Annotated in this window: 21 protein-coding genes, 1 tRNA gene and 1 pseudogene; 2 read left to right on the forward strand and 21 right to left on the reverse strand. The window is 27.9% G+C overall.

From position 1 onward, the window contains the following. Positions 1-48: 48 nt before the first annotated feature. From LDP10_RS00255 to LDP10_RS00265, 3 genes and pseudogenes are all read right to left on the reverse strand, one after another. Positions 49-121, reverse strand: a tRNA-Glu gene (locus tag LDP10_RS00255). A 155-nt stretch (positions 122-276) separates the two neighbouring features. After that, positions 277-1103: pseudogene (gene aroE, locus LDP10_RS00260) on the reverse strand (shikimate dehydrogenase). A 392-nt stretch (positions 1104-1495) separates the two neighbouring features. Further along, the gene (locus tag LDP10_RS00265; RefSeq protein ID WP_265196745.1) at positions 1496-1972 is read right to left on the reverse strand and encodes a DUF494 family protein; all 477 of its coding nucleotides are present in this window, start codon (positions 1970-1972) and stop codon (positions 1496-1498) included. Between the two features lie 465 nt (positions 1973-2437). Here LDP10_RS00265 and def point away from each other — a divergent pair, with 465 nt between their 5' ends. After that, complete coding sequence (gene def / locus LDP10_RS00270; RefSeq protein WP_265196746.1) at positions 2438-2971, forward strand: peptide deformylase; 534 nt, start codon at positions 2438-2440, stop codon at positions 2969-2971. Continuing rightward, the gene (gene fmt, locus LDP10_RS00275) at positions 2934-3911 is read left to right on the forward strand and encodes a methionyl-tRNA formyltransferase (protein ID WP_265196747.1); all 978 of its coding nucleotides are present in this window, start codon (positions 2934-2936) and stop codon (positions 3909-3911) included. Before def ends, fmt begins: the two co-directional genes overlap by 38 nt. A gap of 62 nt (positions 3912-3973) precedes the next feature. On the opposite strand, the gene trkA is transcribed toward fmt, so the two are convergent. The 18 genes from trkA to rplN all read right to left on the reverse strand — a co-directional run bounded on the left by trkA (position 3974) and on the right by rplN (position 14026). Beyond that, positions 3974-5341 (reverse strand): Trk system potassium transporter TrkA, encoded by a 1368-nt coding sequence (trkA, locus tag LDP10_RS00280; protein ID WP_265196748.1) that lies wholly within the window; start codon positions 5339-5341, stop codon positions 3974-3976. Between the two features lie 152 nt (positions 5342-5493). Then, positions 5494-5883 carry a 50S ribosomal protein L17 gene (gene rplQ / locus LDP10_RS00285; RefSeq protein ID WP_265196749.1) on the reverse strand — a complete coding sequence of 130 codons (390 nt, stop codon included), beginning with the start codon at positions 5881-5883 and terminating at the stop codon, positions 5494-5496. Between the two features lie 45 nt (positions 5884-5928). Beyond that, positions 5929-6918, reverse strand: a complete 990-nt coding sequence (locus LDP10_RS00290; protein WP_265196819.1) for a DNA-directed RNA polymerase subunit alpha — start codon at positions 6916-6918, stop codon at positions 5929-5931. A gap of 25 nt (positions 6919-6943) precedes the next feature. After that, entirely contained in the window at positions 6944-7564 is a 621-nt protein-coding gene (rpsD, locus tag LDP10_RS00295) for a 30S ribosomal protein S4 (RefSeq protein WP_265196820.1), read from the reverse strand. Positions 7565-7593: 29 nt separating this feature from the next. Then, on the reverse strand, positions 7594-7983 hold the full coding sequence (gene rpsK / locus LDP10_RS00300) for a 30S ribosomal protein S11 (RefSeq protein WP_265196750.1): 390 nt from the start codon (positions 7981-7983) through the stop codon (positions 7594-7596). A 20-nt stretch (positions 7984-8003) separates the two neighbouring features. Next, complete coding sequence (gene rpsM, locus LDP10_RS00305) at positions 8004-8363, reverse strand: 30S ribosomal protein S13 (RefSeq protein WP_265196751.1); 360 nt, start codon at positions 8361-8363, stop codon at positions 8004-8006. A 107-nt stretch (positions 8364-8470) separates the two neighbouring features. Then, the gene (gene rpmJ, locus LDP10_RS00310) at positions 8471-8587 is read right to left on the reverse strand and encodes a 50S ribosomal protein L36 (RefSeq protein ID WP_265196752.1); all 117 of its coding nucleotides are present in this window, start codon (positions 8585-8587) and stop codon (positions 8471-8473) included. 23 nt (positions 8588-8610) lie between these two features. Beyond that, entirely contained in the window at positions 8611-9948 is a 1338-nt protein-coding gene (secY, locus tag LDP10_RS00315; protein ID WP_265196753.1) for a preprotein translocase subunit SecY, read from the reverse strand. Between the two features lie 13 nt (positions 9949-9961). Next, complete coding sequence (rplO, locus tag LDP10_RS00320) at positions 9962-10396, reverse strand: 50S ribosomal protein L15 (RefSeq protein ID WP_265196754.1); 435 nt, start codon at positions 10394-10396, stop codon at positions 9962-9964. A gap of 3 nt (positions 10397-10399) precedes the next feature. After that, on the reverse strand, positions 10400-10582 hold the full coding sequence (rpmD, locus tag LDP10_RS00325; RefSeq protein WP_265196755.1) for a 50S ribosomal protein L30: 183 nt from the start codon (positions 10580-10582) through the stop codon (positions 10400-10402). Positions 10583-10589: 7 nt separating this feature from the next. After that, on the reverse strand, positions 10590-11093 hold the full coding sequence (gene rpsE, locus LDP10_RS00330; RefSeq protein ID WP_265196756.1) for a 30S ribosomal protein S5: 504 nt from the start codon (positions 11091-11093) through the stop codon (positions 10590-10592). A 12-nt stretch (positions 11094-11105) separates the two neighbouring features. Next, on the reverse strand, positions 11106-11471 hold the full coding sequence (gene rplR, locus LDP10_RS00335) for a 50S ribosomal protein L18 (protein WP_265196757.1): 366 nt from the start codon (positions 11469-11471) through the stop codon (positions 11106-11108). 1 nt (position 11472) lies between these two features. After that, positions 11473-12009 carry a 50S ribosomal protein L6 gene (gene rplF / locus LDP10_RS00340; protein ID WP_265196758.1) on the reverse strand — a complete coding sequence of 179 codons (537 nt, stop codon included), beginning with the start codon at positions 12007-12009 and terminating at the stop codon, positions 11473-11475. A gap of 12 nt (positions 12010-12021) precedes the next feature. Further along, the gene (rpsH, locus tag LDP10_RS00345) at positions 12022-12414 is read right to left on the reverse strand and encodes a 30S ribosomal protein S8 (RefSeq protein WP_265196759.1); all 393 of its coding nucleotides are present in this window, start codon (positions 12412-12414) and stop codon (positions 12022-12024) included. Between the two features lie 35 nt (positions 12415-12449). Next, entirely contained in the window at positions 12450-12755 is a 306-nt protein-coding gene (gene rpsN / locus LDP10_RS00350) for a 30S ribosomal protein S14 (protein ID WP_265196760.1), read from the reverse strand. 12 nt (positions 12756-12767) lie between these two features. Further along, positions 12768-13307: a 50S ribosomal protein L5 gene (rplE, locus tag LDP10_RS00355; RefSeq protein ID WP_265196761.1), complete on the reverse strand. Its 540-nt coding sequence runs from the start codon at positions 13305-13307 to the stop codon at positions 12768-12770. A gap of 2 nt (positions 13308-13309) precedes the next feature. Next, complete coding sequence (rplX, locus tag LDP10_RS00360) at positions 13310-13636, reverse strand: 50S ribosomal protein L24 (protein WP_265196762.1); 327 nt, start codon at positions 13634-13636, stop codon at positions 13310-13312. Between the two features lie 18 nt (positions 13637-13654). Continuing rightward, positions 13655-14026 (reverse strand): 50S ribosomal protein L14, encoded by a 372-nt coding sequence (gene rplN, locus LDP10_RS00365; RefSeq protein ID WP_265196763.1) that lies wholly within the window; start codon positions 14024-14026, stop codon positions 13655-13657. Positions 14027-14033: the final 7 nt, after the last annotated feature.

Here is a 14033-nt window from a genome sequence, read left to right on the forward strand (position 1 = left end):
AGAATAACATATATATATTGTATAGTACAGAAATAATTTTATTTTTTTCGTCCCCTAGGGGATTTGAACCCCTGTTGCCGCCGTGAAAGGGCGATGTCCTAGACCTCTAGACGAAAGGGACTAAAAAAGTAAAAATTCAATATATAAAATATATATATTTAAAATACAATCTATATGTTACAGAATGAGATAAAAGAGTCAAGGTTTTTTTATTACTTTTATCATTTTAAATAATTTTAATTATATCAAATAATCATTTTGAATTTAAAAATATTTTTATTTATTGTCAGTATTTAAAAAATTGATTATAGGAATCACATCAGGTAATATACCATGCCAAAGTAAGAAAGAATACGCAGCTTGACTAACTAACATACCTATTCCATTTGCAATATTTATTGCACCTAAATCTTTACATCTCGATAAAAAAGGTGTTATTGGAGGATGATAAGACATATCATAACAATAAGTATCAGAAGCAACAATATAATCAGGTAATACAGGAGATAAACCGTATATGCCACTGGATGTAGCATTAATGATAAGATTAATTTTTTTTTTAAAATTATCTAACGTGACAGAAGCAATTTGCCCAAAATTTTTAAATTTTTTTTCTATATCTTCTGCTTTTTTCATATCTCTATTAGTAATAAATACGTAACAACCAAACAACAATAATGGTAAAATAATACCTCTAGCTGCACCACCAGCTCCGACTACCAATATGTTATATTTTTTTTTTACAAATTTTAATCTTTTTAAATCATTTAATATGCCTATTCCATCCGTATTCTCTCCTAATATTTTCCCATTTTTTAACATTTTTAAGGTATTTACTGCACCAGACACTTCTGCTATTTCGGTTAATTGGTGACAAAAATTAAATGCTTTTTCTTTAAAAGGCAACGTAATGTTACCTCCTTTACCACCATGTGAAAAAAAAAACTTAACACATTTTCAATCTTACCTAAAGGCACGTGAATCGCAGAATAATGATGTTTAATACCAGTATTTTTTGAAAATAAATCGTGAATTTTAGGTGATAGACTATGAGTTATAGGATTTCCAAACACCGAAAAAGATTTTTTTTTTATTTTAATCATAATTCTATCTCTTCACTAAAAATATTAAAAAAACATGTTAATTTTAATTAACAATAAAAATATAGATCAAAATATATGTTAAAATTCATTATTATCCCCATACATTACAATGCACATATTTCAATTTTGTAAAGAATTTGACAAAAAAATAAAAATAAAAAACATTTATTTTAGATAACATAAATAATCGGTTTTATAAAGTTATATTCTACATTTGTTCAAATAAAAATCTACCATGCAATAATATATTATCAGTTTTAACTTTTAATAAAAAATATATTCTACTTTAGAAATTAATACCTATAAAAATTATATAAAAAATATACTATATAAAAAAAGTAATTATCGGTATATTTTGATATTTTTAAAAATTTTAAAATGAAATAAAAATATTAATGTAAAATAAATTCTTCATTGACATTAAATAAAATATCTTCCAGCTTGCTGTAAGCATCAATACAACTCGGTATGTTAAATAAAACCATTAATACCACCCACTTTAATTCTTCCAAATCAAATTCTTCAATATCTAACGCCATAACACTATCTATTACTATTTCACGAGTATCTAAATTCAAAACTTGTAATTGTTCTAAAAATAATAAAAATCCTCTACAATCGAAATTTAATCTTTGAGATTCTTCTTTGGTATAAATACGTACAGGAAATTTATCGGAAACTGAAGGTACTGAAAATGTTAATTCGCTCTGATAATCAACTAATCTTTTTAACCAAATGAGAGCATTATAAATATCTTTTTTTTGAAATCCTATATCCATCAAATCACTCGCTAATTTATCATGATCTATAAAAATTTCTATTTCATTATGAATATATGTTTCAAATAAGTATATTAATACGTCAAACATTGTATCCCCGAAAAAATTGGTTTTTAAAAAATTTAAAATAATATTAATATCTGAATATTAATTTAAAAATGTTGAATAATTATTATTGCTAAAGTACACATAATAAAATAATTTGTATATAAACATTTAATAAAAAAAACATTTTTACTAAAATTAAAAATTTTATTTCAAAAATTGTTTTTAACGATACTCCACATTTTTTGTAGAAATATTATACTTTATATAATATATTTTATATAGTAAAATACTGAAAATTATATATATAATATATAACTCCCTAAAATATAAAAAATACTATTATTAAGTTTTATATTCATAAAAAAATGTAATATTTATATAAACTCTTAACATAAATTATAAATATTAAAAAATATTATTTATAAAAATATGGTATTCTTATATACCAATTAATAAAAAAAGATTATAACATAATAAAATTACATAAAAATTAATATATAAAATTATATGACTATTTTAAAAATACTACAATATCCAGATAAAAATTTAAGGATTACTGCTAAACCTGTCAAAGAAATAAATAATAATATCCGAAATATAGTAAATGATATGTTCGAAACTATGTATTCAGAAGAAGGAATAGGATTAGCAGCAACACAAGTTGACATTCCTTTACAAATAATTGTTATTAGTAATATTCACAATTATAACAAACCTTTAGTTTTAATTAATCCTGAAATAATAAGTACTAGTGGCGAAAAAAAAGCAGAAGAAGGATGTTTATCTATTCCTAAACAACGTGCGATCATTACACGATATGAATACATAAAAATAAATTACTTAGACTATTTTGGAGAAAAAAAAGAAATAAAAACAAATTCTCTTTTGTCTATATGTATTCAACATGAAATGGACCATCTTATAGGAAAACTATTTATAGATCATTTATCATTATTAAAACAAAAAAATATACGCAAAAAAATAAAAAAAATGGCAAAAAAAAATGATTTATTACTCAAAAAAAAATATAAAAAAAAATAAGAAAATAAAAATTATCTTTGCGGGTACTCCTAATTTCGCTTCTGCGCATCTACACGCATTACTTATATCCCGACATCAAGTTGTGGCAGTATTAACAAAACCAGATTCTTATTTTAGTAGAAACAAAAAAAAAATTTTTTCTCCTGTAAAAACATTAGCTCAACAAAATTGTATTCCCGTATTTCAACCCATTACTCTTAATAATACAGAAATACAAAATATATTAAAAAAACTAAACGCAGACATTATGTTAGTAGTAGCTTATGGCATTATACTCCCAGAGAATATATTAAATCTATTTCCGTTAGGTTGTATTAATATACATGCTTCCTTACTCCCTCGTTGGAGAGGACCTGCACCTATTCAATGGGCTATTTTAAATGGAGATAAAAAAACTGGTATCAGTATAATTAAAATGGATAAAGGCATCGATACAGGTAAAATATTATATTCTACAAGCTGCTCTATTTCTCTAAATGACACTTATTCTAGTTTAGAAAAAAAATTAATTAAAATTGGAATACAAACAATACTAATTGTATTAAATCAATACTTCTTAAATACTTATAAATACACTATACAAGACAACATATCTGTTACCTATGCAAATAAAATAAAAAAAGAACAAGGAAAATTAAATTGGAACAACCACGCTATAAAATTAGAAAGATCAATTCGAGCCTTTAATCCCTGGCCAACAGCATTTTTTATCATTCATAATAAATTGATTAAAGTTTGGGAAGCTAACGTAATTTATAATTCAAACAAAAAAAAAGCAGGAGAAATTATATTAGCTAACAAAAATGGAATTCAAATCAACACCAAAAATGGAATATTAAATATCACAAAATTACAAATATCTGGAAAAAAAATAATGTCAGTACTAGATTTTCTTAATTCCAAAAAAGAATGGTTCGTACCAGGGAAAGTATTAAATTAATGATTTAATTAATCATTAAAAAAATTTAACAAAAAATCAACATTAAATAATATTAAAATACTTTAAAATAATTTTTCGATAACTTTAATACTGATTCTATTAGTACATAACATAATTATATGATCTTCTTCTTCTATCCGTATATCATCAAAATGATCAAAAATAATAAGATTGTTATATCTAATAATTGCGAAAATGATTACACCAGGTGGTAAAGTGATTTGTGATAACAAAGTACCTATAATCAAACTGGAACCATTTTTTTCCCTGACAATAATTTCAATAACTTCCATCTTACCTGTATGAAATAAAAATAAACTAATTATATTTGATGATCTAATCCGATTTAACAATTCAGACATAATAATTTCTTGAGGGAAAATAATTTCATCTACTTTTTTAGAAAAATTTATTAGTTCAGAATAAAATTCATTTTTCACTAAAGCCAAAGATTGTTTCGATCCCATCTTTTTTGCAACTATGCTAGATATAATGTTCGTATCATCATTATTAGTTACGGATATAAAAATATCAATTTTCCCAATATTTTCTTCGGCAAATAATCTAATGTCAGAAGCGTTACCCAACAATACTGTTGAGTATTCTAAACGTTTTGATATCATCTTGGCTCTTTTCTCATTTAATTCTAGTATCTTTATATTACATTTTCTTTCTAAAATACGGGCTATCCCAAATCCTATGTTTCCTCCACCAACCAACATAATGTTTTTATTTGATGTTTGTTTAATATTTCTTAACTGTTTAATTAACTTCAAAAAATGTTTACTTAAACATAAAATAAAAAATTCATCATTAAGTTTAAAAACAGTAGAATGAATAGAAAAAAATGGGATTCCATCACGAATAATAATAGGAATAAAAAAATCGATTCCAGAAATTTTATTTTTTATATCAACAATAGAAGAACCAACCAAACTACTATTATCAAATATTCTTAACAAAGATAAAACTACAGTATCATTAAACAAATAAATTACTTTTAATATTCCTGGATATTCTATAAAATCGATTAAATGTTTTATTATCATTTTTTCTGGATGTATAAAAAAATTAATATACTTTTGATTTTCAGGAAAAATTTTATCCTCTATTTCTATATAATCTGTCGATTTAAGAACTGCAATACACTTTGGAATAGAAAAAAAAGAATACGCAATTTGACATGCCACTATATTCATTTCATCAGAACAAGTAGCAGAAATTAATATATCAGCTTGTTCTGCCCCTGCTTCACGCAATACTTCCAAACGTGATTCATAACCTATAACAACACGTAAGTCTAATCTGTCTTGCAATTGAAACAAAGATAATTCATTTTTATCTACTATCGTAATATCATTATTTTCAATTAGTAAGAATTCTGCTATATTAATACCAATTTGAGTAGCTCCAAGGATAATTATTCTCATAATATAAAATTTATAAAAAATAATAAAATAAATAATTTATATTTTAAAAAATTATTACAAAAACAGAACGGCATAAAATGCCGTTTGTTATTATTAATAACCAAAAATGTCAGACATATTAAAACAAAAATTTTCTGTTTGCAATAAAAATTTTACTTTTTAGTTACTATTTTAGATTTTTCTTTTTTTCTATCTACAAATTGTACATATGCAATAGGTGATCTATCCCCTGCCCTAAATCCAAATTTTAATACACGAATATAACCACCTGTACGATTCAAAAAAAATGGTCCTAAATCAGTAAATAACTTATCAACCATTTCATTATTCCTGATTTTAGAAAATATAAACCTACGATTTTTAACATTATCCACTCTAGATTTAGTGATTAATGGTTCTATTATTCTACGCAATATCTTTGCTTTAGCTACAGTTGTTCTAATTAATTCATGATGTAATAAAGAACATATCATATTTCGAAACATTGCCTTTATATGATTAGGACTACGATTTAATCGAAAACTAATTTTTCTATGTCGCATTATTTTATTCTCCTAATTGATATAGTATTAAAAGATAAAAATTTATTAATCATCTAAAATACTTTCTGGAGGCCAGTTTTCTAAACGCATCCCTAAAGATAAATCTCTTGCTGCTAAAACATCTTTAATTTCAGTTAAAGATTTTTTACCTAAATTAGGTGTTTTCAATAATTCTATTTCAGTTTTCTGAACTAAATCGCCAATATAATGAATACTCTCAGATTTTAAACAATTAGCAGATCGTACCGTTAATTCTAAATCATCTACAGGACGCAATAAAATAGGTGCAAATTCCGGTTTTTCTTCTATTAATTCAGGCTCACCAACATCTCGTAAATCAACAAACGCTTCTAGCTGATCAACTAAAATTGTTGCTGCCCGTCTAATAGCTTCTTCTGGATCAATTGTTCCGTTAGTTTCCATTTCTATGATTAATTTATCTAAATCGGTACGTTGCTCTACACGAGCAGCTTCAACATTATAAACAATACGATCTACAGGGCTATAACAAGCGTCTAAAAATAATTTTCCTATAAAACGATTATTATCTTCTAAAGATATTCTGGTAGCAACCGGTACGTACCCTCTTCCTCTTTGTACCGTAATTCTCATATTAATTACAGATTGTTCACAAGTTAAATGACAAATAATATGTTCAGGATTGATAATTTCTATATCACTCGTATGAATTATATCTGCAGCTGTAACTACACCTATTCCTGATTTTTTTAAATTTAATATAATATGATCTTTACCATACATTTTTATAGCCAAACCTTTTAAATTTAATAAAATCTCAAGAACATCTTCTTGAACTCCTTCTTTTGTACTATATTCATGTAGTATTCCATCAATTTCAACTTCTGTAACTGCACAACCTGGCATAGAAGAAAGCAATATTCTACGTAATGCATTACCTAATGTATGACCGAAGCCACGTTCTAAAGGTTCAAGAACAACCTTAGCATGCGTAGGACTAATATGTTCAATATTTACCAAACGTGGTTTTAAAAAATTAGTTACAGAACTCTGCATTATGTCCTCTTTTGTCATTTCAACCTTATTTAGAATAAAGTTCAACTATCAAATGTTCATTAATTTCTGCAGACAAATCCTCTCTTTCAGGATACCGTTTCAAAAAACCTTCCATTTTATTAATATCCACTTCTAACCAACTAGGTTTTTCTCTTTGTTCCGATAACTCTAAAGCTGCTTTTATACGGGACTGATTTTTACATTTTTCACGAACAGAAATTCTATCGTTAATAGATAACTGATAAGAAGCAATGTTAACAACACGATTATTTACTAAAATTGATTTATGATTAACCAATTGACGAGATTCCGATCTAGTTGAACCAAAACCCATACGATAAACCACATTATCTAATCTATCTTCTAATAATTTTAGTAAATTTTCTCCAGTATTTCCTTTTAAACGCACAGCTAATTTATAATAATTATGAAATTGACGTTCTAATATACCGTATAAACGACGTACTTTTTGCTTTTCTCTTAATTGAATTCCATAATCAGAAAGACGAGGTTTACGATTACCATGTTGACCAGGAGATTGCTCTAACTTACATTTAGTATCAATAGAACGAACTCCGGATTTTAAAAACAAATCGCTACCTTCACGCCTACATAATTTTAATTTAGGACCTAAATATTTTGCCATTTCGTCAATTTTTCCATTCATATAAAAATTTATACACGACGTTTTTTAGGTGAACGACACCCATTATGAGGTATAGGAGTTACATCAGTAATATTTGTAATACGAAAACCAGCGGCATTTAACGCACGAATTGTTGATTCCCGACCTGGACCAGGTCCCTTTACCATCACTTCCAAATTTTTTATTCCATATTCTTTCACTAATTCAGCACAACGTTCCGCAGCTACCTGAGCAGCAAATGGAGTCGACTTACGAGAACCTCTGAAACCTGAACCACCAGATGTAGCCCAACCTAAAGCATTCCCATGCCTGTCAGTAATTGTTACAATAGTATTATTAAAAGAAGCATGAATATGAGCTATACCATCTAAAACTTGTTTTTTAACACGTTTTTTAACACGAACAGATATTTTTGCCATTATAAATTATAATTCCTTTCTTATTGTTTTTTTATAGATTTACGCGGCCCTTTTCTCGTACGAGCATTAGTTTTAGTGCGCTGACCACGAACAGGTAATCCTCGACGATGACGTAAACCTCTATAACATCCGAGATCCATTAGTCTTTTTATACTTAAGGTCTTTTCTCTTCTTAAATCGCCTTCAACAACAAATTTACTTACTGCAGTACGTAACAACTCTATTTCTTTTTCAATTAAATTTTTTACTTGAATATTTCCTTTTATTCCAGCAATAGAACAAATTGATTTAGCACGAGTTTTACCTATACCGTATATAGATAATAATGCTATTATGATATGTTTGTGATCAGGTATATTAATTCCTGCAATACGAGCCACTATTCACTCCTATAATTTTATATTTCGTATAAAAATATTTATATATAAATACCCTTATAATGTAAATCATAAAAACTAAAAAATTAATCATTACATAAATCGCTCATTTAACCTTGACGTTGTTTATGCTTCAATTCATGAGTACAAATTACACGAACAACATTTTTTCTCCTCACAATCTTACAATTACGACATAACTTTTTTACAGATGCTCTAACTTTCATCCTACACTCCTTGCAAATATATTTTATTTATAAATACCTTTAAAATTTAATTTAGATTTTTTTAACGCCGATTCGTATTGTGTAGACATAATTAATGTTTGTACTTGAGAAATAAAATCAATAATAACCACCACTACAATTAATAAAGATGTACCACCAAAATAAAATGGAACGTGAATAAAAAATCTCATTAATTCTGGAATTAAACAAATAAAAGTAATATACATAGAACCAATCAGTGTCAAACGCAACATTATTTTGTTAATATATCTTGCAGTCTTTTCACCTGGTCGAATACCAGGAATAAAAGCTCCCGATTTTTTTAAATTTTCTGCTGTTTCACGAGAATTAAAAACTACACTAGTATAAAAAAAACAAAAGAAAATTATTGCAAGAGCGTATAAAAACATGTAAACAAATTTATTAGGTTGTAAATAAAATGAAATATTCATTAACCATTTCAATTTACTTCCATCTCCAAACCAAGAAAAAATAGTTGCTGGAAAAAGAATAATACTGGAAGCAAATATAGCAGGAATAACTCCCGACATATTAACTTTTAAAGGTAAATAACTACTTTGAGCAGCGTAAATACGTCTACCTTGTTGACGTTTTGCATAATGCACATTAATTTTTCTTTGACTACGTTCTATTAAAACTACTAAAAAAATAATAGAAAAAATAAAAAAAATAACAAATAAAAACAACATAAAATTTAATTCACCTAATCTAACTTGTTCTAATGTGCTACCAATTGAAGAAGGCAAACCAGCTATGATTCCAGAAAAAATAATTATTGAAATACCATTACCTAAACCTTTCTCGGTAATTAATTCACCTAACCACATTAAGAAAATAGTACCAGTGACCAAACTAAAAACAGCAATACAGTAAAAATATAAATCAGGATGAATAATCAAAAAACGCAATGCAGGCATATTTGGCAAACTTATTGCAATACCAATAGACTGCAAAATTGCTAATAACAAGGTAGTATATCTAATATATCTGTTAATTTTACGTCTTCCAGACTCTCCTTCTTTTTTTATTTCTATCAATCGTGGATAAACTAAAGTTGACAATTGAATAATAATGGATGCAGAAATGTACGGCATAATTCCCAGTGCAAAAATAGAAGCACGACTTAAAGCGCCACCAGAAAACATATTAAAAATTTCAATAATAGTACCTTGTTGTCTTTCCAATAACCTAGATAACATTGTAACATCAATACCAGGAATAGGAATAAAAGAACCGATACGAAAAATAATTAATGCCATTATAATAAACAAAACTCTTTTCTTAAGTATGTTAAAACCACTATGATACTTTTGATAATCTAATCCTAATTTTTTAACCATATTATATGCTTACTTATTCCTCTATTTTACCACCACAATTTTCAATAACCATACGTGCACCTTTTGTTACACGCAAACCGTATACCTTAATTGGTGAAGAAATGCTACCAGATAAAATGATCTTTACAAACTTAATATTTTTATGAATGATATTATGTTCTTTTAACAAATTTAAAGTAATTATTTTTTTTGAAAATCGATTTAACTCTGACAATCTTACTTCTTTCGTTACACGCGCTTTTCGAGAAATAAATCCAAATTTAGGTATTCTCCGATACAAAGGCATTTGACCTCCCTCAAAGCCTCTATTAATACCCCCACCTGTACGTGATTTTTGTCCTTTGTGCCCTCTACCAGCTGTTTTACCTAAACCAGAACCTATTCCTCTTCCTACCCGTTTTCTTTTTTTATGAGCCTTCTTGGCCGGAAAAAGATTATTTAAATACATGTTCTATATTTCCTGTATTTTTAACATATAAGATAAAGATCTTATCATACCCCGAATAGCTGGTGTATCTTTACGATTAACTGTATGTCCAATATACCGCAAACCCAAACCAAGTAATGTAGATTTATGTTTGGATAAACGACCTATTGCACTCTTAACTTGTGTTATATTTATAGTTTTTATCATTTTTATATTATCCAATAAAATCTGATACGGATTTATTTCTTTTAGCAGCAATAATTTCTGGAGATCTCATGCTTTCTAATCCCTTCATTGTTGCTCTTACCACATTAATAGGATTAGTAGAACCATACGTTTTAGCTAAAACATTGTGTACACCAGAAACCTCTAATACCGCCCTCATAGCACCTCCAGCAATGATTCCTGTACCTTCTGATGCAGGTTTCATAAATATATTAGCACCTGTATAAGAACCTTTAACAGAATGTTGCAAAGTCCCATTTACAATTTCTATCTTAATCATTTTTCTGCGTGCTTTTTCCATTGCTTTTTGGATCGCTGCAGGTACTTCACGTGCTTTGCCATATCCAAAACCTACTTTACCTTGACCATTTCCAACAACCGTTAACGCAGTAAAAGAAAATATACGACCACCTTTGACCGTTTTAGATACACGATTAACTGTAATTAACTTTTCTTTAAAATCTAAAGTATTTTTTTTCTCAATAATAGCCATTATATGTTATCCTTAAAATATCAAACCAGCTTGTCGCGCAGATTCTGCTAAAACTTGAATTCGACCATGATATTGGAATCCTGAACGATCAAAAGAAACATTTTTAATACCTTTCTTTAAAGCTCGTTCTGCAATTATTTTTCCAATTTCTGCTGCTGCTATTTTATTTCCTGTATAAATAATATTTCTACTTATTGTTTTTTCTAAAGTTGAAGCTACTACCACCACTCTAGAACTTATTGAAGATATAATTTGCGCATAAATATGACGAGAAGTTCGATGAACAACCAAACGAACAGCACCTAATTTTTTTAATTTACATCGTGTTTTTAACCCACGACGTAAACGAGCTAATTTTTTATTTTTAATTGCTGTCATATTATTTTTTCTTAGCCTCTTTCACACGTATTATTTCATTTTCATACCGAATTCCTTTTCCTTTATACGGTTCAGGAACACGATAAGCACGTAAATTAGCCGCTACTTGTCCTATTAATTGTTTATCTGCACCCTTAAGTATAATTTCCGTTTGAGATGGAATCTCTGCTATTACACCAAAAGGCAACGTATATTCAATAGGATGAGAGTAACCTAAAGACATATTAATAACATTTTTTTTAGTAACACTAACACGATATCCTACACCGATTAATTGTAATTTTTTTGAAAATCCTTCTGTAACACCAATTATCATTGAATAAACTAATGCTCGACATGTACCTGCTTGCGCCCAAGCATCAACATAACTTAAATTAACTGAAAAACATAAAAAAGATTTTTTTTCTTCTATTGTTACACTTCTGTGAAAAATATAAGTCAGTTCACCATTTTTCCCTTTAATGAAAATTTTTTGTCCTTTTAATTTTATATCCACACAAGAAGGAATAAAAATAGGATTTTTGGCAATACGAGACATTTTTTTCTCCCATTAAGAAACATAACAAATAATTTCACCACCAAGACCCAATTTTCTAGCTTCTTTATCAGTTATTAAACCCCTGGAAGTCGAAATAATCGCAATACCTAAACCAGACATTACTTTTGGTAATTCATGTTTTTGCTTGTATATACGCAAACTAGGACGACTGACACGTTGTATACTTTCAATTACGCCCTTACCATGAAAATATTTAAGAATAACTTTTAATTTTAACTTAATTGTTTCTTTAATAACATAATCTTTGATATATCCTTCTCTTTTTAAAACATCACTAATCGCTACTTTAAATTTAGATGCAGGCATTGTAACCGATAATTTATTAGATACTTGACCATTACGAATACACGTAAGCATATCTGAAATAGGATCTTGCATACTCATCTATTTTACTCCCGAGAAATAAAATTACTAACTAATCACCAACTCGCTTTTCTTAAACCAGGAATTTCACCACGCATAGCTGATTCTCTGAGTTTAATTCTACTTAATCCAAATTTGCGTAAAAAAGCATGAGGTCTACCTGTTTGACGACAACGATTCCGTTGACGTGAAGGACTGGAATCTCTTGGTAATATTTGTAATTTTAGCACAGCTTGCCAACGAAATTCTTCTGGTAGAGATAGATCAGAAATAATTTTTTTTAATTTTACACGTTTTTTAAAAAATTTTTTAGCTAACTTAATACGCTTTACTTCTCTTGCTTTAATTGATTGTTTAGCCATTGAATACCTTATTTATTTACGAAATGGAAAATGAAAAGATGACAATAGTAATTCACCTTCATAATCAGAACGAGCAGTAGTAGTAATATTAATGTTTAAACCACGAATACGATCAATTTTATCATAATCAATCTCTGGAAAAATAATTTGTTCTTTAATTCCCATACTATAATTACCTCGACCATCGAAAGAATTTGTAGGCAAACCACGAAAATCTCTAATACGAGGTATAGCGATAGTAATTAAACGATCTAAAAAATCCCATTTACGTTTCCCTCTTAAAGTTACCTTGCAACCAATAGGATAACCCTGACGAATTTTAAAACCAGCTATAGATTTACGGGATTTAGTCACTAAAGGTTTTTGCCCAGAAATTAAAGTTAAATCTAAAACCGCTTGATCAAGAGTTTTCTTTTCAGAAATAACAGTTCCAACTCCCATATTTAAAGTAATTTTCTCAATTCTAGGTACTTGCATTAAAGAATTATAACCACATTGTATCATCAATTTCTGTAATACTGTTTTTTTATAATAATCATACAATCTTGACATGATTATAGTCCCACATTATGTAAATTCTTTTTATTAGATTTAAAGAAACGAACTTTCTTCCCTTCCTCAAATCTAAAACCTATACGATCAGCTTTTTCTGTTATCGAATTAAATATAGCCACATTAGAAATATGAATTCCCGATTCCTTACTAATTATTCCTCCTGGTTTATTTTGAGCCGGAACGGATTTTTGATGTTTTTTAACTACATTAATACCTTCTACAATAATCCTATTTGAAGATAATAATCTTTTTACAATACCTATTTTACCTTTATCTTTTCCTGCTAAAATTACCACTTTATCGTTACAACGTATTTTATTTGCCATATTATGTTCTCCTACCATTTATAATACTTCAGGAGCTAATGAAACAATCTTCATAAATTTTTCTATTCTTAATTCTCGAGTCACTGGCCCAAAAATACGGGTTCCCACTGGTTGTTCAGTACTATTGTTCAATAATACGCATGAATTAGTATCAAAACGAATGATAGAACCATCGGATCTTCTTATACCTTTTTTAGTCCGTACCACCACAGCTTTAAGCACATCACCTTTTTTTACTTTACCTCTTGGAATAGCTTCTTTTACTGTAACTTTTATAATATCTCCAATACCTGCATAACGTCTTCTGGAACCTCCTAAAACTTTAATACACATTGCAGAACGCGCACCAGAATTATCTGCTACATTTAATACACTTTGTTCCTGAATCATGTTAGCA

The organism is Buchnera aphidicola (Pemphigus obesinymphae), assembly GCF_026122815.1.
Classification (GTDB): Bacteria; Pseudomonadota; Gammaproteobacteria; order Enterobacterales; family Enterobacteriaceae; genus Buchnera_C; species Buchnera_C aphidicola_BJ.

Coding starts and splice junctions, on each gene's coding strand:
- LDP10_RS00265 (WP_265196745.1), bottom strand. CDS start 1,972: ATGTTTGACGTATTAATATACTTATTTGAAACATATATTCATAATGAA.
- def (WP_265196746.1), top strand. CDS start 2,438: ATGACTATTTTAAAAATACTACAATATCCAGATAAAAATTTAAGGATT.
- fmt (WP_265196747.1), top strand. CDS start 2,934: ATGATTTATTACTCAAAAAAAAATATAAAAAAAAATAAGAAAATAAAA.
- trkA (WP_265196748.1), bottom strand. CDS start 5,341: ATGAGAATAATTATCCTTGGAGCTACTCAAATTGGTATTAATATAGCA.
- rplQ (WP_265196749.1), bottom strand. CDS start 5,883: ATGCGACATAGAAAAATTAGTTTTCGATTAAATCGTAGTCCTAATCAT.
- LDP10_RS00290 (WP_265196819.1), bottom strand. CDS start 6,918: ATGCAGAGTTCTGTAACTAATTTTTTAAAACCACGTTTGGTAAATATT.
- rpsD (WP_265196820.1), bottom strand. CDS start 7,564: ATGGCAAAATATTTAGGTCCTAAATTAAAATTATGTAGGCGTGAAGGT.
- rpsK (WP_265196750.1), bottom strand. CDS start 7,983: ATGGCAAAAATATCTGTTCGTGTTAAAAAACGTGTTAAAAAACAAGTT.
- rpmJ (WP_265196752.1), bottom strand. CDS start 8,587: ATGAAAGTTAGAGCATCTGTAAAAAAGTTATGTCGTAATTGTAAGATT.
- secY (WP_265196753.1), bottom strand. CDS start 9,948: ATGGTTAAAAAATTAGGATTAGATTATCAAAAGTATCATAGTGGTTTT.
- rplO (WP_265196754.1), bottom strand. CDS start 10,396: ATGTATTTAAATAATCTTTTTCCGGCCAAGAAGGCTCATAAAAAAAGA.
- rpmD (WP_265196755.1), bottom strand. CDS start 10,582: ATGATAAAAACTATAAATATAACACAAGTTAAGAGTGCAATAGGTCGT.
- rpsE (WP_265196756.1), bottom strand. CDS start 11,093: ATGGCTATTATTGAGAAAAAAAATACTTTAGATTTTAAAGAAAAGTTA.
- rplR (WP_265196757.1), bottom strand. CDS start 11,471: ATGACAGCAATTAAAAATAAAAAATTAGCTCGTTTACGTCGTGGGTTA.
- rplF (WP_265196758.1), bottom strand. CDS start 12,009: ATGTCTCGTATTGCCAAAAATCCTATTTTTATTCCTTCTTGTGTGGAT.
- rpsH (WP_265196759.1), bottom strand. CDS start 12,414: ATGAGTATGCAAGATCCTATTTCAGATATGCTTACGTGTATTCGTAAT.
- rpsN (WP_265196760.1), bottom strand. CDS start 12,755: ATGGCTAAACAATCAATTAAAGCAAGAGAAGTAAAGCGTATTAAGTTA.
- rplE (WP_265196761.1), bottom strand. CDS start 13,307: ATGTCAAGATTGTATGATTATTATAAAAAAACAGTATTACAGAAATTG.
- rplX (WP_265196762.1), bottom strand. CDS start 13,636: ATGGCAAATAAAATACGTTGTAACGATAAAGTGGTAATTTTAGCAGGA.
- rplN (WP_265196763.1), bottom strand. CDS start 14,026: ATGATTCAGGAACAAAGTGTATTAAATGTAGCAGATAATTCTGGTGCG.